Origin of the sequence: Taibaiella chishuiensis (genome assembly GCF_003014535.1) — a bacterium.
In the GTDB taxonomy this organism is placed as follows: Bacteria; Bacteroidota; Bacteroidia; order Chitinophagales; family Chitinophagaceae; genus Taibaiella; species Taibaiella chishuiensis.
On sequence record NZ_PYGD01000001.1, the window covers coordinates 1,051,904 to 1,075,465 of the forward strand.

Genomic DNA, 23,562 nt, shown 5'->3' on the forward strand with positions numbered 1-23,562 from the left:
AATGTTATTTTTAATCTAAAATATAGCTACTATTTTAGTTGTAGCAAAATGATCCTACTCTTTTTCTGATGTTATGCATATTTATGAATAAGGTAGCGATCTGTTGTTTTTTAACGCTAACTGGTTTGCCATGAAATATATCCTGTATGTGCTGTTTTTACTAGCCTATTTCCCCAGTCTTGCCCAGCGTTGCGCACAACTTTCCATGGAAAGTATAGGAGGGAATAAAACGGATGTTCTTTCCGATCTTGTAACTGTTCATGATGATGGTACTTTCAGCTTATTGATTTTTAATAATTCCGTTTCAGGAAATATTAATACAGCATGTTTACGGCCAAGTCCTGGTGGTGGTGTAGAGCACGTTTTTTATAGACGTTATAACGCAGCAGGATCCATTATGCTTAGTAATCATTGTGCTCCAATAGGTTCATCATTCGTTCAAAAGTATTATTTCCCGCAAGCCAATGGTGATACGATTTTTATCGGTAACAAAGAGATAACGGGCCGGAGTGATGATATCGCCATTGAGCGAAGAAGCGCTTCGGGAGTCCTGCTGTGGACCAAATACTATGGTGGAACCGGGGATGATGGATTAGGCAAAGTTATACCCACACCGGATGGCGGCTTTTTTATCGCCACCGGTACCAATTCGACCGATGGCGATGTCGGCCTGCACTATGGCAGCGGTTTTGATGCCGATATCTGGATACTGCGTGTCGATAATAATGGAGATAAATTATGGGGCAAGGTATTGGGTGGGACGGGACCTGAATTGCCACGTGACCTCGAAATTTCCCCCGGCGGTGGTTGCTATGTATTTGGGGTTACAACTTCTACAGACCATGATGCTGTGGGCATGAAAGGCGGGAGCGATCTGTATATCGTAAAGCTGGACAGCATGGGCCAAAAGGAATGGCACCGCTGCCTGGGGGGGACGGCAGCCGATGGCGGTGGTTATGATCCTGAAGGGATTAAGGCACTTGAGGATGGTCAGGGAGGATTTTATATAATGAACCGCACGCATTCGCACGACGGCGATGTACAACGCCGGGTACCTCTGGACGATGGGGCTGATTTCTGGCTGGTACATATCGACAGCCTGGCCCATATCCTTTGGGAGAGCACCTTTGGCGGGCCCGGTTGGCAGGTCCCCAGGGTTTTTTGCCGGGCTGCAGACGGCAGTTTCTGGATGGGGGGGGCAAAATTTGAGCAGCCGGATCGGTGGTATGATCGAGGTTACTTATGGCATGACGGACTCCTGGGTGGTACATGCCGACAGCCTGGGCAATTTTATTAACCAAAGAAGTTTTGGCAACAATAAGGAAGACCAGATCGATATGCTGTATCCGCTGCCGGGTGGTACCGTATTGGCGGGAGGCAGGTACTATGAACCAACCACACCAGGTCCTGCCAGCCCCGGGTTTCCCGCAACTTCAGAAGGGGAACTTGATATTTTTCTTACCCGGCTTGGCCCCGAAACCGTAGGTATAAAAGACAAACTGAAGGAACCTTTGGCTTGGGAGCTGTTCCCAAACCCACCTCGGGGGCGGCTTACTATTTGGAATAAGACAAACGATAAAAATAGATCCCAGTTGCGCATCACCGATTCCCGGGGCAAGCCGGTATTTCAAAGCAGTTTTCGGCAAAAGCAGGAAGTCAATACCGGGGCATGGCTCCCGGGTACCTATTTTGTTGCATTGCAGGATGAGCATGGTCGCAGCGGCACGAAGAAGATAACGATACCCTCATGGAATGCAGTAATGTAAACCCCAATTGCTAAATACTGTGTAAACACTTTCTCCATGACTAAGCATCTGTTTTTCCTGTTACTGATAGCCGGTTGCACCGGGGTATGTAAGCCGCTCTATGCCCAGCGCTGCGCTCAACTTTCGATGGAAAGCTTTGGGGGGAATAAATCGGAAGGGGTTTCTGACCGGGTGATTGTCCATAATGATGGTACGTTTAGTTTATATGTTGAGAGTGAATCTACCACAGGTAATATCAATACGTCCTGCTCGGCCATATTTCCCGGAGGAGGTCCGGGGAGCTTTTATTACCGTAGGTATAATACTGCTGGGACATCGATTCTTAATGAGTACTGTGCGCCAAAAACTACTTCCTTCTATCCGGAATATTGGTTTGCGCAGCCGAACGGCGATACGATCTTTATCGGTAACAAAGAAATACCCGGCCGGAGTGATGAGATCGCCATCGAGCGAAGAAGTGCATCGGGAGTTCTGCTGTGGAGCAAATACTATGGGGGGACGGGCAGTGATGGATTGGGTAATGTTATTCCGGCGCCAGATGGCGGTTTTTTTATCGCTACTGGTACCAATTCGACCGATGGCGATGTCGGCCTGCACTATGGCAGCGGTTTTGATGCCGATATCTGGATACTGCGTGTCGATAATAGTGGAGATAAATTATGGGGCAAGGTATTGGGCGGAACATTACCGGATTTACCCGGTGACATTAAGTTGTCGCCCGATGGCGGCTGTTATGTATTTGGAGTAACGGCTTCTGTAGATCATGACGCTATTGGTACGAAAGGTGAAAGCGATCTGTATATCGTAAAGCTGGACAGTCTGGGGCAGAAGCAGTGGCACCGTTGCCTGGGTGGTACAGGCTCCGATGGTAGCGGATATGATCACGCAATTCTATGCCTTGAAGATGGTATTGGTGGCTTTTATATACTGAATCGTACCAGTTCAAATGACGGCGATGTACAACGCCGGGTACCTCTGGACGATGGCCCCGATTTCTGGCTGGTACATATCGACAGCCTGGCCCATATCCTTTGGGAGAGCACCTTTGGCGGTCCGGGCTGGCAGGTCCCCAGCGTATTTTGCCGGGCTGCAGACGGCAGTTTCTGGATGGGCGGGCAAAACCTAAGCAGTCGTACCGGGGGCATGATTGAAGTTACTTATGGCATGACGGACTCCTGGGTGGTACATGCCGACAGCCTGGGCAATTTTATTAACCAAAGAAGCTTTGGCAATAACAAGGAGGACCAGGTAGATATGCTGTATCCCTTGCCTGATGGGACCGTATTGGCGGGAGGCAGGTACTATGAACCAACCACACCAGGTCCTGCCAGCCCCGGGTTTCCTCAGACGTCTGAAGGGGAACTTGATATTTTTCTTACCCGGCTTGGCCCCGAAACCGTAGGCGTCAGGGATAAGATATTGGACCCGGCAACCTGGGAGGTATTTCCCAACCCGGGGAACAGGCTTATCCAATTCCGGGTAAAAAACGGGGATAAGCATAAGTATGCGCTGTTGATTACAGATGGCGCTGGCCGGACCCGATGCAAAGCTACATTTCGAGATAAGCTGGAACTTGACATCAGCCAGTGGGCGGCCGGGATATATAGGGCAACGCTCAGCGACAGATCTGGGAATGCCGGTACGAAGAATATTGTTGTAAGCCAACCATGACTGCTATGCTACTGCCAATAGCCCGCATCCTTTAAAAACAAAACAGATGAAAAAGCTCATTTTTACCTGCTGCCTGTTATGGGCGGCCTGGCAGGGCTATGGACAAGATTTCCTGAGTTTAAGCCCCTCGGATACGAATAGTTTTGACTTTATCTCCCGGCAGTACCTGAACGGAATGCTCGGCCAGGAAACCGATTCCACAAAGATTGCCAGGGCGAGAAAATTACATGGCCGTTGGGAGGCTTTCTGGAAGGGACGTGTGGCTAATGATGCCCCTCCAGGCACTTCCATTTTTGGCAAAGTGAGCGAAGCGCTGGATATAGAACTGCGTTCGTTCTCTAATTGCCTGGGAGCAGGTTACAAGGGGAACTGGACTTGTCTTGGCCCCTTTACCAATTACTATAATAAAAATGCAGACTTTAACGGACGCGTTGTTAGTCTTTGGGTTAGTCCCACCAACCCGGATTCTATTCTTGCCGGGTCGGGCGCCGGTGGGTTGTGGAGAACTGTAAACGGCGGACAAAGCTGGACGAATATTACGGACGGCGTAAATAACGATGTGTTGCCGGGAACGATGGGTATTACTCATATTGCAGTGACCCCGACTAACCATAAAAGTATTTATGTCGCTGCGGGTACTTTTATGGGTGCAGGGCAGGCCTGGCACGGGCTATATGGATTGGGGCTTATGTACAGTAAAGATGGCGGGCAGACCTGGCAGCCGGATATGAAATTCAGGCAGATTGTAAATACGACAACGGACAAAGGGTGGACTACAGAACCTATTGTTAAACTTGCTTACAGCCCCATGACCAATAGATTATACGCACTATGCAATAAGAAGCTGTATGTAAAGCCGATGGCCGGTGATAACCAACCCTGGTTTGATATAACAAGTTCGGTTTTTAATAGTTACTACAACTTATCCGATATGGATTTTACCCATAACCCGGCAGGCAGCATTCTACTGAGTACCACCAATACTGCTACAGATCACAAACTGTATACATTCAATGAAATCAACGGTACGCTGCCTGGTGTATGGGGAGAGCACAACATCACTTTTGATCCGGCAAATACAACAGCCGGAATCTGGGATATTGCCTTAAACGCTGTTGATGATGTTTATATGCTGGTACAGGGTACCGCAGGTGATGAGAACTCCTTTAAACTATACAAAACAGGTATTCCTGCGTTAAGTACGCTCTCCCTGTTGAATAGCAATCTCTCGGGTGCAGCCAACTCTACTAAATTCCGCGGTATAGAAGCTTCGCAAAAAAATCCGAATGTTCTTTACCTCTACAATCACTCAGGCATTCCGGATTACCCTTACAATTTTATTCATAAATCTGCTAACGCGGGACAGACCTTTAGCCCGATAGGCGGTGGGCATCCCGATGGCCGTATCGTTCATATCTACCATGGAGGGAGTACCGGAGGAGATACGCTTTTTTGTGGAACAGATGGCGGGTTGTCCCGTTCGGATAAGGGAGCCACTTTTAAAAGCCTTATGGGGGGCAATATCTGCGTCACGCAATACTATGGGGTAGCAGTAAGCCCGTCTGACGATGCCTATATGTCGGCAGGGGCACATGATAACGGCAACCACGCTTATAACAAGCGTCGTGCTGTACCCTGGAGCCTGGAGGATACCTATGGTGATGGTATTATCCCGGCATTCAGCAGGAATGGTATTAATAGCTCTTACATGCAGATGCAGTATGGCATGAATGTACACTTAAACTTCTCCGGTGCAACCGTAACCAACCTGGGAGGAATACCCAATCCTCCGGATATCATGGATGAACGTGTGGCAAAACGTTGGATGCGCCCGTTAAAATTCGATGAGCATAATATTGCCCGGCTGGGCTTTCATTTTATCTGGAAGAAGAGTTTGCAGGATGCCGGCTGGTCTTCTGAATTTGGTGGTCAACTAAATATGAATGAGCCAAAGCCGTCTATTGGACTCAACACATCAGCAGCTAATTTAGAATTGATTTCCCGGCACAAGAATCCTCCCGATTTTATTATATCCCAAAAGAACCCGGACGTGGCCTACATCGCCTACTCCGATCTGTACTGGGCTAATGGCGAGGCTGGCGATCTTTATGGCAACCTGTTCCTGACAAAAAACAGGACGACTTTTTTTACCTGGGAGAACATTACACCGACAAAAGTAGAAGGTTGCGCCATCAGCGACCTGGAGATCGATCCACAGAACCCCAACCGTATATGGGTAAGCTATGAAAGTATTATTTCATCACAGGTTGCGGTACCCAGTACATCGCGGGAAAAAAGGGTTTTGTATTCCGGTAATTATGGTAGCACCTGGACCGATGTCAGTAGAGGATTGCCCGCTATGCCAGTAATTAAGTTGCTTTATATAGAGGGTTCGGATGATTTATTATTTGCAGCCACCGATGTGGGTGTATACCGCTGGAGCAAGGCCCGCCAGCAGTGGGAATGCTTTAATAACGGCATGCCCAAAACGGTAGTTACAGATATTGACTACAATGCCTGTAGTGGTAAATTAAAGATATCCACCTTCGGCCGCGGCATCTGGGAAACCCCGATAGAAGATAACCCCAGCAGCCTTAACCCTGTGGGTGAAACTAATATCATCACCACTAATACCACCTGGTCGTCGAGCAAGACAATCAGCGGCAGCATCCGGGTAAAAGCGGGCGCCACCTTAACGATCAGCGGCACGGGTACTACCATTTATATGCCTTCGCGGGGCAAGATCGCGGTAGAACGCGGCGCCAAACTGATTATCGATGCGGCCCGCATTACCAACGAATGCGATGGCGCCATGTGGCTGGGCATACAGGTAGCCGGCGATATCAACCGCCCCGCTGATCCCGCTTACCAGGGTTACCTGGAATTAAAGAACAACGCCCTGCTCGAACATGCGCGGCTGGCGATCCTCAATTTTGAGCTGGGCGAGAATACAGGCGGGGGCATCATCAAAGCCAGCAACAGCCGGATCAATAACTGTAAAATGGCCGTTTGCCTCAACAATTATCCCAACTATACCTACTTTACTCCTGGTACTATAACATCCAATTGTAAGTTCGATAACGTACAATTCATCAAAGACGACCCGCGTTACGAGATCGATGGAGGCGGCTATTTTGCTTCCTGGTTAATCAAGGGTGGCGTGGATATTCGCAATTGCACCTTCCGTTATAGCGTGCCCTGGCAACAGTTGCCTTATCTCAATCGGTCGTCGGCCATCAATGTATCGACGACCGGTATGCGGGTAGAGAGCTGTGTTTTCGACGGCTACCGCAGGGGAGTTTACATCAGCGGTTATGACAATAGTATTACCGCACCCATAATTTACAATAACACGTTCGATCATAATTCAGAAAGCATTACGGTAGCCGCCAGCCTGTACGCCGACATCCGGGGTAATGTGATCCGGAATATGTATCCCTACAAGACCAGTAGCGGTAATACCCTCACCTACCGGTACCCGGTGGGCATTTACCTGGATATGGGCGCGGGCAGTTATGTAGGCTGTAGCAATACGGTATCCGGTACCATCGATGGTGGTCCCAATGATATGTTCCTGAAACGCCTGGGCATATTGGCCAATAATAATGGTTTTCATAACATCATCGTTACCGATAATAACCTTAATGACCTAAGCATCGGTACACAGACTCAGGGCGGCCATTTTTATTTGAATATCTTCTGTAATAGCTATAACAGGAATCAATTGGCCTGGGCTGTCAACCCGCACGCATCGGGGCAGGTAGAATTTCTAAACGACCAGGGCACCAGCTGCGATCCGGTAAGCGGCATCAGGGCAGGCAACCGTTTTGTAAGCAACCAGCGGGACATCAACTCTTACTCGGCTGTACCCTGGCGCTACTATGCGGGCAATGGCGCTTACGAAAATCCGGTATGGGCCGGTTTAATGATCATGAACAACTGTGCTACTAACAGCAATTCGCAATGCAACCTGCCCCGAAGTTGTCCGCAGCGGTTTATGACGCGCCAGGCACACAATATCCTGTTGAATGTCTATAATCTTATGGTAAAGGCGGGCGGCCAATACAGCCTTGCAGGCAGAATCATGCAAACGCAGTTGATATGGGGTTATAAGGACCTGGAAGACGAAGCCGGCCTGATGAGTTTCCTGGAAAAGGAAAAAGATGTGCCATCCCGTAAACTGCTTATTCCGATATATGTCAATGCCGCGATGTACAGCCAGGCATTAAGTACGATACAGGGTCTGGACTTACCCCAGGTTGAATCGGATGCCTATACTGCCTATTATGGGGTAATGATCAGTCTTAAACAGCAGGGGCGGCGCATTGATGCGCTGACTCCGCAGGAGCTGGCCCTGGTTACGGACCTTGCGGCAACGAACCTGGAAGTAAGCCGCCTGGCCAAAGGATTGCTGGAGTATGCCTATGGGCAGGACTGGCTGCACCCGATCGAGGAACTACCCACTGACCCGATGTCGAAAAAGATACAAATCCCCGAAACGCCGGGGCGGCAGCCCAGCACGCTTGCCGACGCTGTGCCCAACCCGGCGGGGCAAAGTACCATGATCCTCGCTACGGTAAGTGCCGATGATATGGCATTGCAACCAAGACTCGTGATCCGCAACAGCCAGGGGTTTGAACTATGGAAGACAGCGTTAAGCGCCGGGGAAAACCGGGTTACGGTACCGGTAAACAGCTGGCCCGCCGGGGTGTATTTCTATACCCTGGAACTGGGCAACAAAGTCATTGCCTCCAGGAAGCTGAGTGTGGTCTATCAATAATAAAACCTGATGCTGCATGCCGTCTCAGTCGGCAGTGCTTTATTTAATTTTTAAATGTAGTTGTTATGAATAGGCATTTTTTTAAGGCGCTCCTTTTTTTTGCGCTGCATCTTATCTCATTACAAACAAACGCACAAAGGATTTATTTTTCGGATACGACGAATAACTGGATCTGTAGTCGCGGGGGCGAAATGGGGCCTGGTGGCATGAGTACCTGGAGTTATTGTCAATATTATGCTTCTGACACTTTAGTGGAAAGTAACGGGCATATCTATACCGAAATAAAACCTGGTATTGGATGGGGAGGGCAATACTTTGCCAGAGCCTTGGTGAGGGACGATACCGCAGCTGGTTTAGTATATATAAAACCTCAAAACCACCAGAATGGATTTTATCGCGCAACCGACACTAATGAGTTTGTGTATATGAATTATAATCTTAATGTTGGCGATACCCTGATTATGCCCTTGGTTTTAGGTGGTCGTAGTGACAGTATCAGTATGCATATAGTCCAACAAAAGGATAGCTTCCTGGTCGGTACAACCTGGTACAGGCAACTTGAACTTTACGCATACAAGGGAATGAGCGGCGGGGGTACTTCGAATTATACCCGTTATACTATTTACGAGGGAGTAGGACCGGGCTCCGGCCCGATCCTGGAACCTAGTACTTTAAACGAATACGGTCCCCCGAATTTAAGCTGTTTCCGCAACCAGGGTGCCATTCATCCCAAATTCGGTTACAGCTGTGACCCCTTAGCGTTGAGAAAAGTGGTGGAAAGACAACAGAACTTTCAATACTATCCGAATCCAACTTCGGACCAATTAAGGATTAAAGACCCGGAGTTATCGGGTAGCCTTTACGCTGTGAGCATAACAAACCTGCATGGCAGTATACTGCAGCATGTTTCGTTCCGTAACGAAATCACCCTTGAGCTTGAACAATTACCGGTGGGCCTGTACTTTCTTCATTTTTTTAACGGGACACTACTCCTGCAGTCCGAAAAACTTTTAATAGACCGCTAGAACTAAAGACCGCTCTATTTCCTGGCGCCATTACCTGTAATCAAATCCTTGGTTTGATCAGTACATGTATTGTGCCCATCTTATAAAACATTTCATCCCCGATATCCATGAACAAACAATTATCCTTTGTAATCCTGGCGTTGGCCGGGACGATAACTTCCTATGCACAGCAAGATAGCGCTGCATCACGGCAGCAGGTTGCCGAAATTATCGTTACCGCCAATAAGTTTGAAGAAAAGAGCAGTTATGTCGCCCAGAAAGTGGAGGTAATGGATACGCCGGTTATCGCGGATGCTTTATCCAATACTACGGCCGGCCTGTTAGAGCAGAGTGGAAAAGTGTTTGTGCAAAGAAGTCAGCTGGGCGGTGGAAGCCCTGTACTGCGCGGCTTCGAGGCCAGTCGTATCCTGCTGGTAGTGGATGGTGTACGGATGAACAATGCCATATACCGGACCGGGCATTTACAGAATGCGATTACGATCGATGATGATATCCTGGAAAGGGTCGAGATCCTGTATGGACCCGCTTCTACCATCTACGGGTCCGATGCGCTCGGTGGTGTCGTACACTTCCAGACAAGGCAGGCACAATTGTCCGCAAGCGAAAAGCCCCTGGTAACAACTAATGCCAGCGTCCGCTACAGCAGCGCCTACCGCGAATACAGCGGCCATGCGGACATCAACCTGGGGTGGAAAAAATGGGCAATACTCACCTCCCTTAGCTATAGCAGCTTCGGCGATCTGCGCCAAGGCAATAACCGTAATCCTTTTTATCCCGAACTGGGCAAAAGAACAACTTATATAGACCGGGTTAATGGCGTGGATTCCATTGTCGCCAATACCGATCCTAATGTGCAAAAGTTCAGCGGCTATAAACAACTCGACCTGCTACAGAAAATACTTTGGCAACCCAGCCGCACGCGAAGCCACCAGTTAAACGTTCAGTATTCGACCAGTAGCGATATACCCCGTTACGACCGGTTGACAGATACCCGGGATAGTAAGCTGCGTTGGGCGGAATGGTACTATGGGCCACAGCAAAGGTTTTTAGCGTCTTACCAGTACAAGGCAAAGGCATTGAACGGATTTTTTGATCAGTTCAATGCCGGGGCCAGCTACCAGAAAATAAACGAGAGCCGCATACAGCGCGCTTACAGGAAGGATCATAAGGAATACCGGGTCGAAGATGTTGATGTGTTGGCGCTGAACGCAGACCTGCGTAAAAGTACCGGCAGGCATGAGTTGGGCATAGGCGTCGATGGCCAGTTCAATTTTTTGAACTCAACGGCTTTCCTGCAAAATATCGTCAGCCAGGAAAAAAGCTATGGCCTCGATACCCGTTACCCGGACGGTAGCAATAGGATGAGTTATACTGGTCTGTATGTGCAACAGCTTTTTAAACTTATACCAGGCAAACTGATCCTCAATGATGGGTTGCGGCTGAACTATGTAAGCCTCAGGAGTCGATTCAGCGACACGGCCATTCTGCATTTGCCTTTTACCGAAGCCCGCCAGCGCAATCTTACCTTCAGTGCCAATGCTGGCGTCATTTACCTGCCGGATGCCAAAAGCAAACTCTCTTTCAATTTTGCAACCGGTTTTCGTGCGCCTAACATAGACGATATGGCCAAGGTTTTTGAATCGGCGGGTGGCGTACAGCTTGTGGTGCCTAACCCTAACCTGAGGCCGGAGCAAAGCTATAACTTTGATCTGAGCCTTTCGCGTAATTTGCTGGGATGGATTTACATAGAAGGCAGTGGTTTTTACAGCTTATTCCGCAATGCGATGGTATTGGATCAATACCGGCTTAACGGGGCAGACTCTGTGCTGTACAATGGGAAGCTGACGGCGGTGGTGGCGAACCAGAATAAAGCCCGTGCTTTTATTTACGGCTTCCAGGGCAGCATTGAACTACGCCCGAAAGATGGGCTCAGTATATACGGTCACATTACCTATACTTATGGCCGTTACCAGGGGGCGGATGGTCACGAAGTGCCGATGGATCATATTCCCCCCATATTTGGTAAGGTGGGGCTGAGCTATCGTTACCGGTCCGTAGTAACAGAAGCCTTTATTTTGTACAATGGCTGGAAACACCTGGCCGATTACAATCCTTATGGCGAAGACAACCTGCAATATGCCACGTCACCGGGCATGCCATCCTGGTATACGCTTAATATCTCCTCTACCTGGACCGTTACGCAGCATATAAAAACGCAGATTGGCATCGAAAATATTTTTGATCAAAACTACCGTGTGTTTGCTTCCGGCATCAATGGCCCGGGCAGAAACCTGGTCGTTAAACTGAAAGCAGGTTTTTAAGCGCCCTTGTTGTTCGGCGTAGATTGTACCGGGCATAAAAAGGCCCGTATGCGGGATACGGGCCTGGTTGAATCAGTCTTGGATCAGTTCGAGAAATTCCTGTTCGGTCAGTACTTTTACGGTGCCCAGCTTCTTGGCTTTTTCCAGTTTGGAACCGGCATCGGCGCCTACTACCAGGAAGTTGAGTTTGCTGCTTACGCCGCTCAGCAGTTTACCGCCGCGTTCTTCTACCATGGATTCTGCATCGTTGCGTTTAAAATGCGTGAGGGTACCGGTAAACAGGAAGGTTTTGCCACTGAGGGCGCCACCTTCGCCGGTTGCCTGGCCCACGTGCTGGTTCGTCAGCGTCAGGCCTATGGCCTCCAGTTCGTCGAGCAGGTGCAGGTTTTCGTGGGTCTGGAAGAACTGGTGTACCGAGCCGGCCACTTTCGGACCGATATCTTCGAGGGTACACAACTGTTCTACCGTCCAGGTGTTGTAGTCTTTGAGATGTGCCACTGCATTGGCCAGGGTCTTGGCCGTGGTTTCGCCCACATACCGGATGCCCAGTCCGAATACAAGCCGGTTCAGCGGTTGGCTTTTGGACTTTTCGATAGCGGCTTTCAGGTTTTCGATCGATTTGGCGCCAAACTTCTCGAGCCCGTTCAGCTGTTCGAAATCTATTTTGTAAATGCCTGCGATATCGCGTACGATACCCAGCTCATAAAAACGGCGGATGATAGAGTCGCCGAAGCTGCGGATATCCATGGCATCCTTACTGGAGAAATGGATAATGCGCTCTACTACCTGTGCCGGGCAGCTTACATTGATACAACGCCAGGCTGCTTCGCCCTCGGGGCGATACAGGTCTTCGGCGCATTCGGGACACTGTGTCGGGAACACGATAACGCGTTCCGTGCCATTACGCAGTTCAGGGTTGGATTTTACGATATAAGGTATTACATCACCGGCCCGTTCTACGAGTACGGTATCGCCTTCTCTTAAATCTTTTTCGCGGATCACCTCTTCGTTAAACAGCGACACGCTGCTTACCGTTACGCCGCCGATGGGCACCGGCTCTATTTTGGCTACCGGGGTAATGCTGCCCGTACGGCCCACCTGGAACGCTACCCGCAACAATTTGCTGGTGGCCTGGCGTGCCTTGAATTTATAGGCGATGGCCCAGCGGGGGTGGTGCGTGGTCATGCCCAACTGGTCCTGCTGATCGAGGCGGTTTATTTTTACTACCATACCGTCGATCTCGAAGGGCAGTTCGTCCCGTTTCGTTTCGAAATCGAGACAGTGGCTGATCACCTCGTCGATGGTGCTGCAGCGCTTCATATCTTTTACCGGGGTATTGAAGCCCAGTTGCTGCAACCAGGCCAGGGTGCCATAGTGTGTATGCAACACTTCCGGGTCGGGTTGATTGTCTGTAGTGGTATGATAACTTACATTGTACAATACTGCGCTCAGCCCGCGTTTGGCCACTTCCCTGGGATCGAGCATACGCAGGGTGCCCGAGGCGGCATTGCGTGGGTTGGCCAGTGGTGGCAGCCCTTCCGCAATACGTTGTTCGTTATATTTCTTAAAGGTCTCTTTATGGATAATCACTTCGCCGCGCAGTTCGAGGCTGTCTACCTGTTGTGTACTTAGCTGCGCCGACAGGGGTATACTCCTGATCTGCCGGATATTGGGCGTAATGTCTTCGCCCTGTATCCCGTCGCCACGGGTAGCGCCACGTACGAGTTGGTTGTTTTCATAGATCAGCGAAATACCCGCGCCATCGTACTTTGGTTCTACGGTGTATTCGATCGCAGTTTCTTTCAATCCTTCCCTGCTGCGTTTATCCCATTCCCGCAGGTCGTCGGGGTTGTAGGAGTTTTCGAGACTGAGCATGGGCACCAGGTGGGCCACCGAGCTGAATTGTTCGCTCAGCCCTTTGGCGATGCGCTGCGTAGGCGAATCGGCCGTAAGTAGGTCGGGATACTGAGTTTCCAAATCCTTCAGCTGGCGGAATAGGGTATCGTATTCCACATCGGCCAGCACAGGATTGTCCTGCACATAATATTTCCAGTCGCTGTAATTGATTACGCCCCGTAACCGTTCCACACGGGCGGCCGGCTCTTCCGTGTCGGTCTGCTGTAACAGCTCCTTTGCCCAAATGGCAAACCTTTGTTCGTCTTCTGGTTGGTACATGTATAAGTTACGGTTGAATGATTTAATTGGGTATTGGGTATTGGGTATTGGGTATCAAGAGGGAGGCTGTAATGCTGAGCGTAACGAGCATCTCAGCCATTAGCTGATCGTCTTCCCTGGTAGCGTACTCCTTGTTTTACAATACACGCTCCCTTCGATAAGATCCTTCGCTGGGCTCAGGAGGATAATCGTCTTCCCTGATAAAGTACTCCTCGTTTTTACAATACACGCTCCCTTCGATAAGATCCTTCGCGATGCTCAGGATGACAATCGTCTCCCTTTATAGACTAATCCTTGCTTTTACAATACACAGGCCCTCGGGTAAGATCCTTCGCGATGCTCAGGATGACATCTAACTTCTAATATCTCACATCTCAAATCTCACATCTCAAATCTAACTTCTCACATCTAATAGCTACACAAACATCTGCGCTGCTTTTTCTACGCCGGCAACCAGGCGGTCGATATCTTCCTTGTTGTTATAAAAGGAGAAGGATGCTCTTACGGTACCGGGTATATGGAAATGTTCCATAACCGGCTGGCAGCAATGGTGCCCCGTACGTACCGCAATGCCCTGCTTATCCAGCAGTTCGCCGATGTCGAAGGGGTGTACCTGGTCGATCAGGAAAGACAAGGTACCTGCCTTATGTGTAGCGTCGCCAATGAAGCGCAGGCCTTTAATGCCCGACAGCGCCTGTTGCGCATAGGTCATCAGGTCATGCTCTGCTGCGATAATGTTGTCTAATCCTATTTCGTTTACATAGTCGATAGCTGCGCCCAGACCTATAATACCGGCCACATCGGGTGTGCCTGCTTCAAATTTGAAGGGCAGGTCGGCATAGGTTGTTTTTTCGAACGATACCGATTTGATCATCGAACCGCCGCCCTGGTAAGGTGGGATGGCGTTGAGCAGGGCTTCTTTACCATACAGTACACCGATACCGGTGGGACCATAGATCTTGTGCCCCGAAAATACGAGGAAGTCGACGTCCAAAGCCTGTACATCCACATGGGTGTGTTGTATGGCCTGCGCGGCATCCAGCAGTACGGGAATGTTGCGGGCATGTGCACGCGTTATGATCTCGGCAACCGGGTTCACGGTGCCCAGGGAGTTAGATACCCAGGTCAGCGCTACGATGCGGGTACGGGCGGTCAGAAGCTGGTCGAGATCTTCGAGGATCAGTTCGCCCTTATCGTCGATGGGTATTACTTTGAGTGTGGCGCCATGGTCCTCGCAGGCAATCTGCCAGGGTACCAGGTTGGAATGGTGTTCCATACCGGAGATCAGCACTTCGTCGCCCGCCTTAAGGTATTGCTTGCAAAAGGAGTAGGCTACGAGGTTCACGCTTTCGGTTGTACCGCGTGTAAAGATGACCTCGTAATCGTGTTTGGCATTGATAAAACGTGCGATCTTGCTGCGCGCCGCCTCCTGTGCATCGGTGGCTACCTGGCTCAGGTAATGCACGCCGCGATGGACGTTTGCATTATACGTATCGTAATAATTGCTGATGGCTTCGGTTACCTGCCGGGGCTTCTGGGTTGTAGCGCCATTGTCGAGGTATACCAGGGGCCGGCCGTATACCGTGGTCTGCAGTATCGGGAAGTCGGCCCGTATTTTTTCTATATTTAAATGCGTAGTCGGTGTCATGTGTACTTATTTAAGCGGGAAACGGCCCTGTAAAAAGGCGATGATCGGTGGTTCCCGGGCGACAAAGTTAGGTAAAAGGAGAGGGGATTCATTATCTTGCATTCCCAAAAGTTATATAGTTTTTCAATAGCCGCATGAAGATCCTGCAACTGGTCAATCGCATTCCTTACCCCTTAAATGATGGCGGAAGCCTGGGTATTCATTATTATACCCAGGGCTTTATAGATGCAGGTGTACGGTTAAGCATGCTGGCGATGAACACTACCCGGCACTGGGTGGAGGAGCAAAACCTGCCCCCGCTTTACCGGCAGCTGGAACATTTTGTAACCGTAAAGGTCGATAACCGGGTAAAGCCCCTGCCGGCCCTGCTCAACCTGTTCGGCAGCTCCTCCTATAATATCGACCGTTTTGTAACCACCGGCTACCGCAATGCCCTGGTGGCCCTGCTGCAACAGGAAACCTTCGATGTGATCCAGTTGGAAAGCCTGTTCCTGGTGCCTTATATCCCCGTGATCAGGCAGTACAGTAAAGCGAAAGTGGTGATCCGGCAACATAATATCGAGTACCGGATATGGGAACGGCTGGCAGCACAGGCCGGCAACCCGCTTAAGAAGTGGTACCTGCGGTTACTGGCCAGGCGGTTGAAGCAATTTGAGCTCAGGCATCTCGACGACTACGACCTCATCCTGCCCATATCGGAGGCCGATCTGCAATTGCTACAGGCCCTGGGTGTGCGCAAACCCATGTTCCTGCATCCTTTCGGGATCGATATGGCACACATTCCCTACTGCCCGGCTACCGAACAACCGTTAAGCCTGTACCATATCGGCGCCATGGACTGGCTGCCCAACCAGGAAAGTGTAAACTGGCTGCTGGAGCAGGTAATGCCACTGGTGAGCCGCGAGCTGCCTTGTATAAAACTACACCTGGCCGGTAGAAATATGCCGGAATACTACCTGAAAAATACCTGGCCCAATGTGGTGGTGGCGGGCGAAGTGCCCGATGCCATGGCCTTTGAGCGGGATAAAAGTATGCTGCTGGTGCCACTGCTTTCGGGTGGGGGTGTGCGGATCAAAATATTCCAGGGTATGGCTATGGGCAAAACCATCGTGACCACGCCTGTAGGATTGGAAGGGATCGAAGCCCGCGACGGACAGGACGTGCTGGTGGCGGAAACGCCCGAAGCCTTTGCCCGTAAGATCATCGGAGTGGTGCGCGAACCCGGACAACTGACCGCCATAGGTACAGCGGCGCGCCGCCTGATCGAAGAAAAATATGACCGTAAAAAACTGATCGCTGCGCTGCTGGACCGTTACCGCCGGCTTTAGGGTTGCGCGGCAGGCGGCAGTGGCTCGCCCTGTTCATCGTACCGGTAGCTGTAGCGTACGCCGGCCGCATTGCGCAGCTGGATCGTATAAGCGAGGTGGTGTGCGCCCTCGGGTGACGGGTTGTCCCGCTCAATACCTGCCATAATCAGCCTGCCGCGGCCATTTGCCGGGTCGGCAGCCAGGGTACGCAAGGCCTGTTCGGCGAGTTTCCCCATCTGTTGCAGGTTGCCGTTCTGCAGTTGAAATAAAAAATCACGGGGTTGTACGCCCGAACATTTTAATTCGATATCCGCTTTTTGTTCCCAGAAACCATGAAACCAGGTCCATTGTTCCTGCATGGCTTTATCGGGATCGGCTGCGCGTTCTACTGTTATCATATCATCGCCCGCAGCGTCGTGCACCAGGATAATGCTGTTGTACCAGGCGCCGGCTCCGAATTTTTTTTCGAGTACCTGGTACAGCTGTTCCATGCCTTTACGATCGGGGTTGAAGCTTTTGTTGCAGGACCAGGCCAGGCAGGCAAGTAGAAGGAGGAGCACAGGCAGCAGGCGTTTCATGAAATGGCGGTTGATATTTGCAAATATAACGAAATGTTAAGGTTTTGGCGGCAGATAATAAGATGGATAAGCAGTGTTTATGCTTTGAAAATAATATTGCCGGTCTTACGTTATAAATAGCCTGCAGACCGCTAAAATAGGGACTGCACAAGGCTTCTAGGCTAACAAATCTTTATATTTTCATTACACGCAAGTCAAAAGCCAATTCTTTATCTTTGCTGCATTTTAAAATGAATAAAATTTAATATTGGGTAAAATTCAATGTTTTACGCAAAAAACATCCCTGTTTAATGAGCGCTGTACTTAAACGTTTTTTGATCATTTCCGGATTGCTCTCTGGTCTTCATATCCTGCCTTTTGCCCCCGAATCCGCTGCACAGATACCGATAAGTAACCGCGTCGAAGACAGATTGCTGAAGCACGGGATCGAACAATTTCAGCAGGGCCACTATACCCTGGCATCCCAGTCTATAAAAGAATACCTGCAACAGCATATCCAGCCTGCCGAAAGCCGCAATAAAGAAGCCCTGTCCCTGTCCATACAACAGGCTAAATACATACTGGCGCTCAGCAACCTGAAAGGCAAACATGCCGATGCGGAAGACGAGATCCGTACCTATATCGAAGAGACCGTAAACCCGGTATACCGCCAGCGGGCTGCATTTGCCCTGGCGCAATATTATTTCCAGCAGAACAACCTGCCCGAAGCCATTGCCTACTACGAGATTGCAGGTATCGATAACCTGAGCAATAAGGAGATCGCCGATGCAAAGTTCGAACTGGCCTACAGCTATTTTAACGAACGCCGTTTCGATAAGGCCAAACCCCTGTTTGCCATTATTAAAGAACTGCCGGACAACAAATATTATATAGCCGGTAACTACTACTATGGCCTGCTGGCTTATAATGATAAAAATTACGAACTGGCGCTGAAGAGCTTCGACCGTATTCATAACCAGGAAGAGTATAAAGACATCGTACCTTACTACGAGGCCGAGATCAATTATTTCCAGGGTAATTACGATAAAGTGCTCCAGTTGTCGAATCGCTACCTGCGTAAAAAAGACAAACTGTTTTATGATAAGGAAATGAGGTTGCTTACCGGGCAAACCTTATTCGAACAAAAGAAATTTGCCGAAGCCCTCCCTTACTTCGAGTACTACTATGAAAACTCCGATAAGATACGGAAAGAAGAGCTGTATGAACTGGGCTACACGTATTACCGGCTGGAGAAATGGCCCAGGGCTATCGAGAGTTTCCAGCCGTTAAGTAATACCCAGGACTCGCTCGGCCAGACCTCGATGTACCTGTTGGGCGATTGCTACCTGAAAACAGGCGATAAGAAGGGCGCCCGTAATGCCTTTGGTCTTTGTTCCGACATGGATTTTAACGCCTCGCAAAAAGAAGCAGCCAGCTTCCTCTTTGCCAAACTCTCCTATGAACTGGGCGACGAAGGTATCGCCACGCGCAGGTTCAACAGCTTTATCAAACAATATCCCAACGCTACATTTGCTACCGAAGCCAAAACCATGCTCTCCGGTCTGCTGGCCAAAAGCAGCAACTATGGCGAAGCCTTTGCCATTATGAGCGACATGGCCGTTAAAGACAACGCTACCTGGGCCGTGTACCAGCAGGTGGCCGTAGGCCGCGCCATGCAACTGATGCAGAACAACCAGTTTGCATCGGCCGACAGCGTGCTGAGCCTTTCGCTGCAACAGCCGGTAAATAACGCCTACGAAGCCATCGCTTACTTCTGGAAGGGCGAGATTGCTTACCGGGAAAAACGGTACCCGCAGGCTATCCAGTTTAGCCAGTCCTTCCTCAATACGGCTAAAGGCAACGAAGATGCGATCCGCAGGATCAGCGCCAAAGCCACACCGCAGAATGCACACCTGAATATCGGTTATGCCCAGTTGGCTAAGGAGAACTACGGTAACGCACGCGAATCTTTCCTGGCCGCACAGCAAGGCAGCAAGGACGGTGGTTACAGCAATACCCTGGCTGCCGATGCCATACTGCGGGAAGCCGATGCGATGTTTATGCAGAAGGACTTTGATAAGGCCGCGCAATTATACGACAAGGCGATTGCCGGCAATATCAGCAACCCGGACTACGCCCGCTTCCAAAAAGCCCTGATCTATGGCCTGCAAGGCAAGCAGAACGATAAGATGAATATCCTGAGCGATATCATCCAGAAACAACCGGCCTCGGAATATAAGAAAGATGCCCAGTACGAACTGGCCGTATCTTACCTGGAGGCTGACCGCAACAGCGAGGCCATATCCATGCTGAAAACACTTACCGATAACAGCAGCACCCCGGATAACCTGCGTGCCAAATCGCTGGTAAAACTGGCCTACGCCTACCAGGAAAGCAACCGGAATAACGATGCGATCGACGCCTACCGGAAATATATTGCCGATTACCCATCGGCTACCGACCGCGCTGCTGCGGCCGATGCGCTGCGCAGCCTGTACATTGCCACCGGTCAACCCGAAAAATACGAAGCTTTCCTGAAGGAGAACAATATGCCGTCGACCAGCGATGCGTCGGTTGAGGCTACCTATTATGCTGCAGCAGAAACAGAATATGGCAACAGCAACTGGGCCAAGGCCGCCGAAAGTTTCAGTAAATACCTGAACCAGTTCCCCAACGGCGTCAATGCCAATAAAGCGCATTACTACCGCGGCGAATCGTACTATCATCTTAAAGACAATACCAAAGCGCTTGCCGACTACGATGCCGTGGTAGCGGGCGGCTGGAGCGACTTTACCGACGATGCCGCTTCGAGGGCCGCATCGCTGGCTATGCAGCAGAAAGATTATACCGCAGCCGGTAAGTACTACAATACCCTGCGCGGTTCGGCTATGGATAATAACAACCTCCAGAATGCCTATACCGGCCTGGTAAAAACAGCATACGAACGTGGCGCCTTTACCGAGGCCAGCGCTTATGCCGATACCCTCCTATCATTGCCCGACCTGGGTGCGCAGGCGGTAACCGAAGCGCAGCTCTATAAAGCAAAAGCCCTGCAACGCGGCAATAGCCTGGAAGAGGCCAAAGCCCTGTACCAGGTTATCGATAAGAAAAATATCGGGGTGATCAGCGCCGAAGCCCGCTTCCGCGTGGCAGAGATCCTGCTGGCACAGAAAAAGCTGAAGGAAGCCGAAGCACAGGCCAACTACGCTGCGCAGACCTCCGGCGGACAGGAATACTGGGTGGTAAAATCCTATATCCTGATCGCGGATATCCTTACCGAGCAGAAAGATTACTTTAATGCCAAAGCCACCTTACAGAGTATCGTTAAAAATGCAGGCGACAAAGAGCTGAAAGAAGAAGCTACTAAAAAGCTGGAAAACGTAAAAGCCCTGGAAAAAACAAAATCCAAGCTTACTGAAGAATAAAAACAGGTTGCCATAAAAATACCACAAACATGAATTACGCTAAATATATTGCACTAACCGGTGGCAGCCTCCTGTTCTTATCTGTCCGTACCAACGGGCAACAACGGAATACCAGGGATACCGTCATACAGGGCCAGACTATCGAAATCATACAGTCGTACAAACCCGAGATCGCACGTCCCGACAAACCGGAGCTGACCCCTACGCTGCCCAATATCGATACTACCAAACCGCGTTTCCTGTACGAAGTACCGCAGCAGACGCTGAGTTATACTTATCATTCCGTACCGATCAGGCCCCTCGCCCTCGGTCGCCAGGAGGCGGTAACGCCTTTCCAGAACTATATCAAAGCCGGACTTGGCAACCTGTCTACCGTTTATATAGATGCCGGTGTGGGCAGCCTTAAAGGCCAGGATTACGAAACGGCTTTCCATTTCAACCACCTGTCCCAGAAGGGGAGTATCGCTAACCAGCAAACCTCGCATACGGGTTTCGACGCTTCGGGCAAATACTATACTTCGGGTCATGCCATAGGCGCTACCCTGGGAATACAACGCGATGCGCTTTCTTATTACGGGTATAACCACGACTCTTTCGAATATGCCCGCAACTCGGTAAAACAGGTGTATACCGGCGCCGATATCAAAGTGTTTGGCGAGAATACCGAAGCCAACCGCTGGAACATCTGGTACAAGCCTTCTGTGGCTTTCAGCATGTACAGCGACAAGTACAATGCCCGCGAGCGCACCTTCGCTTTTGATGTGCCGGCGCGTATTGCCATCGATTCTACGCTGAGCTTTGGGCTGGGCGTAGAAGGCAACTTTACGCAGTTAAAAACCGACGCTTCCGACCGGGGCAATAACCTGATCAAGGTAAATCCCGCACTGGATATCCATTTCCCGACCACGAATATCCACTTGGGCCTGAGTCCTGCATGGGGTATGGATAATACGGCCTACCTGCTGCCCGACCTGAGCATCAACAGCCGTTTCTTCAACAGCGGGCTTACCCTGGTGGCCGGCTGGAAGGGCAACCTTATCCAGAATACCTACAAGCAACTGAGCACCAAGAACCCCTTTATCAATAACAGCTACGACCTGAAGCAGACAAAGTCCGACCAGGTATATGGCGGGTTTGAAAGTGCGCTGGGACAGCATATCTCCTTTGGCGGAACCGTAAGCTGGCGCCAGTGGAAAGACCTGGCCGAATTTGTAAACGACTATTCCGGTACCGGCGATGGCAAGCGTTTCGACGTGGTATACGACCGCAACGTGCAGGCCATCAGCCTCGACGCCTTTATCCGTTACCAGGTAGGCAATGTGTTCGGACTGAGCGCAAGCGGCTCCTGGTACAACTTCTACCACCGCGAAACGTTCAGCAAGGTATACCACGAACCCATGTTGCGCCTGGGTGGATCGATGTATGTGCACCCGGTTGACAAACTGCATATTAATGTAAACCTCGACTTCTGGGACGGCAGCTACGCAAGGCTCTCGAATGGCGACAGTTATAAATTAAGCGCATATATCGATCTGAGTGCAAATGCCGAGTATAATATTATTCCGCGTTTATCTCTATTTTTACAGCTCAATAATATTCTGGGTAATAAATACGAACGCTGGTACCAGTACGAGGCGTACGGCTTTAATATTATGGGTGGGTTAAGATTTAAGTTTTAATTCAAAACCTATTTGATTATTTTAGCCCTGCATATTACATTGCCGGATAATTCAAATAATATAATAAGACCTGAAAATGGACATAGCAAAATACGTTGGTTTATTCCTGATTAAAAATGAATACTGCTTCCTTCCGGGTATCGGGAGCCTGCAGGTGATCAAGAAGAAGTCGGTATACAATAAAGAATCGGAACAGTTGAGCGGACCTGCTTATGATGTGGTATTCGATCAGCGTTACGGATCGATCGACGACTCATTTGCCAACTTCATTGCCAATAACGAACGTATCAGTATCGCTCATGCGGCCAACCATCTTAAGGACTTTTGTGCCGGCGCTAAACAGGAACTGAAGGACGGTAAGGAAATAATTATCCCGGCCATCGGCAAGTTTATCAGCGCGGCCAACGGGGCTATCCAGTTTATTGCCGATCCGAACCTCAATATCCAGGGCCGTACCATTCCTTATTTCAAGAACAGTACGGTAGCCGAAGCCAAACGGGAAGAGCCTATTACGCAGATTATCGAGAATACCTCGTTCCGCGAACCTAAGGGCGATGAGGAGATTGTGCTGAAGGCGCCGCAGGTAAACTGGGGCAAGATCGTTATGCTGGTCGGTATCGTGCTCGTGATCCTGGCAGCCGGTATTTTCCTGTTCTGGTACATGAACAACAATAAAGAAGAAAAAGCGCCGGCCGCTACACCGCCGGTTACCGAAGAGCAAAATACCGCACCACCGGTTGCCGATACGCCTGCAGCACAGGCGCCTGCCCAGCAACAGCCTGCTACTGCAACGCCAGCTGTTAATGCCGACGGTACGATTACTTACACCGTGGCGCTGCACCAGTATCCTACCCGCGAAAGGGCCGAAAGCCGCGTTGCCAAACTGAAGTCTTACGGCAACAGCTCCGTAGCTATGGTGGCGAAGGATTCTTCAAATTATTTTGTAACCATTTCCGTTTCTTCCCTTCCTGCCGATACCACCAGGACGGTAGACTCCCTGAAAAAATTATTCAATCCATCAGGTAAAGTAGAGATCCTGAAATAAGTAATTTCAAATAAAGTAAAAAGAGAGATCGTCATTTCACGGTCTCTCTTTTTTTGTTGGTAACCGTATGCGGAAATCCGCCCCGGACAAGGCATACCGGATCAAGCGGAATTTCCGGGCGGTATTAAAAATTGAGCCTGCAGTTGTGTTCCTATAGTATTGA

At 50.0% G+C, this 23,562-nt stretch carries 13 protein-coding genes; 10 read left to right on the forward strand and 3 right to left on the reverse strand.

Annotated features, from left to right (window positions below):
- Positions 1-130 precede the first annotated feature (130 nt).
- The 6 genes from B0I18_RS25025 to B0I18_RS04490 all read left to right on the forward strand — a co-directional run bounded on the left by B0I18_RS25025 (position 131) and on the right by B0I18_RS04490 (position 11,563).
- Positions 131-1,297 (forward strand): hypothetical protein, encoded by a 1,167-nt coding sequence (locus B0I18_RS25025; RefSeq protein WP_181358335.1) that lies wholly within the window; start codon positions 131-133, stop codon positions 1,295-1,297.
- A complete protein-coding gene (locus B0I18_RS04470) occupies positions 1,206-1,766 on the forward strand; it encodes a T9SS type A sorting domain-containing protein (RefSeq protein ID WP_181358336.1) in 561 nt (186 codons plus the stop codon). The genes B0I18_RS25025 and B0I18_RS04470 overlap by 92 nt, the downstream gene beginning before the upstream one ends.
- A 36-nt stretch (positions 1,767-1,802) precedes the next feature.
- A complete protein-coding gene (locus tag B0I18_RS04475) occupies positions 1,803-3,437 on the forward strand; it encodes a T9SS type A sorting domain-containing protein (RefSeq protein WP_106521435.1) in 1,635 nt (544 codons plus the stop codon).
- A gap of 46 nt (positions 3,438-3,483) precedes the next feature.
- The gene (locus B0I18_RS04480) at positions 3,484-8,217 is read left to right on the forward strand and encodes a hypothetical protein (protein WP_106521436.1); all 4,734 of its coding nucleotides are present in this window, start codon (positions 3,484-3,486) and stop codon (positions 8,215-8,217) included.
- A gap of 65 nt (positions 8,218-8,282) precedes the next feature.
- A complete protein-coding gene (locus B0I18_RS04485; RefSeq protein WP_106521437.1) occupies positions 8,283-9,242 on the forward strand; it encodes a T9SS type A sorting domain-containing protein in 960 nt (319 codons plus the stop codon).
- Between the two features lie 107 nt (positions 9,243-9,349).
- Positions 9,350-11,563 (forward strand): TonB-dependent receptor plug domain-containing protein, encoded by a 2,214-nt coding sequence (locus B0I18_RS04490; RefSeq protein ID WP_106521438.1) that lies wholly within the window; start codon positions 9,350-9,352, stop codon positions 11,561-11,563.
- 72 nt (positions 11,564-11,635) lie between these two features.
- Here the strand turns inward: B0I18_RS04490 and ligA are convergent, their stop codons facing one another.
- Together ligA and B0I18_RS04500 are read right to left on the reverse strand one after the other, a co-directional pair.
- Positions 11,636-13,738 carry an NAD-dependent DNA ligase LigA gene (gene ligA / locus B0I18_RS04495; protein WP_106521439.1) on the reverse strand — a complete coding sequence of 701 codons (2,103 nt, stop codon included), beginning with the start codon at positions 13,736-13,738 and terminating at the stop codon, positions 11,636-11,638.
- A gap of 415 nt (positions 13,739-14,153) precedes the next feature.
- Entirely contained in the window at positions 14,154-15,386 is a 1,233-nt protein-coding gene (locus B0I18_RS04500) for an aminotransferase class V-fold PLP-dependent enzyme (protein WP_106521440.1), read from the reverse strand.
- 134 nt (positions 15,387-15,520) lie between these two features.
- Here B0I18_RS04500 and B0I18_RS04505 point away from each other — a divergent pair, with 134 nt between their 5' ends.
- Positions 15,521-16,714, forward strand: a complete 1,194-nt coding sequence (locus B0I18_RS04505; protein WP_106521441.1) for a glycosyltransferase family 4 protein — start codon at positions 15,521-15,523, stop codon at positions 16,712-16,714.
- Here B0I18_RS04505 and B0I18_RS04510 read toward each other — a convergent pair.
- The gene (locus B0I18_RS04510) at positions 16,711-17,271 is read right to left on the reverse strand and encodes a hypothetical protein (protein ID WP_106521442.1); all 561 of its coding nucleotides are present in this window, start codon (positions 17,269-17,271) and stop codon (positions 16,711-16,713) included. The genes B0I18_RS04505 and B0I18_RS04510 overlap by 4 nt on opposite strands.
- Positions 17,272-17,561: 290 nt before the next feature.
- Between B0I18_RS04510 and B0I18_RS04515 the strand changes: the two genes are divergently transcribed.
- From B0I18_RS04515 to B0I18_RS04525, 3 genes are all read left to right on the forward strand, one after another.
- A complete protein-coding gene (locus B0I18_RS04515) occupies positions 17,562-20,675 on the forward strand; it encodes a tetratricopeptide repeat protein (protein ID WP_106521443.1) in 3,114 nt (1,037 codons plus the stop codon).
- Between the two features lie 29 nt (positions 20,676-20,704).
- Positions 20,705-22,354 (forward strand): porin family protein, encoded by a 1,650-nt coding sequence (locus B0I18_RS04520; RefSeq protein ID WP_106521444.1) that lies wholly within the window; start codon positions 20,705-20,707, stop codon positions 22,352-22,354.
- A 76-nt stretch (positions 22,355-22,430) separates the two neighbouring features.
- Positions 22,431-23,399 carry a hypothetical protein gene (locus B0I18_RS04525; protein WP_106521445.1) on the forward strand — a complete coding sequence of 323 codons (969 nt, stop codon included), beginning with the start codon at positions 22,431-22,433 and terminating at the stop codon, positions 23,397-23,399.
- Positions 23,400-23,562 lie beyond the last annotated feature (163 nt).

Coding starts and splice junctions, on each gene's coding strand:
- B0I18_RS04505 (WP_106521441.1), top strand. CDS start 15,521: ATGAAGATCCTGCAACTGGTCAATCGCATTCCTTACCCCTTAAATGAT.
- B0I18_RS04475 (WP_106521435.1), top strand. CDS start 1,803: ATGACTAAGCATCTGTTTTTCCTGTTACTGATAGCCGGTTGCACCGGG.
- B0I18_RS04480 (WP_106521436.1), top strand. CDS start 3,484: ATGAAAAAGCTCATTTTTACCTGCTGCCTGTTATGGGCGGCCTGGCAG.
- B0I18_RS04520 (WP_106521444.1), top strand. CDS start 20,705: ATGAATTACGCTAAATATATTGCACTAACCGGTGGCAGCCTCCTGTTC.
- B0I18_RS04515 (WP_106521443.1), top strand. CDS start 17,562: ATGAGCGCTGTACTTAAACGTTTTTTGATCATTTCCGGATTGCTCTCT.
- ligA (WP_106521439.1), bottom strand. CDS start 13,738: ATGTACCAACCAGAAGACGAACAAAGGTTTGCCATTTGGGCAAAGGAG.
- B0I18_RS04510 (WP_106521442.1), bottom strand. CDS start 17,271: ATGAAACGCCTGCTGCCTGTGCTCCTCCTTCTACTTGCCTGCCTGGCC.
- B0I18_RS25025 (WP_181358335.1), top strand. CDS start 131: ATGAAATATATCCTGTATGTGCTGTTTTTACTAGCCTATTTCCCCAGT.
- B0I18_RS04485 (WP_106521437.1), top strand. CDS start 8,283: ATGAATAGGCATTTTTTTAAGGCGCTCCTTTTTTTTGCGCTGCATCTT.
- B0I18_RS04500 (WP_106521440.1), bottom strand. CDS start 15,386: ATGACACCGACTACGCATTTAAATATAGAAAAAATACGGGCCGACTTC.
- B0I18_RS04490 (WP_106521438.1), top strand. CDS start 9,350: ATGAACAAACAATTATCCTTTGTAATCCTGGCGTTGGCCGGGACGATA.
- B0I18_RS04525 (WP_106521445.1), top strand. CDS start 22,431: ATGGACATAGCAAAATACGTTGGTTTATTCCTGATTAAAAATGAATAC.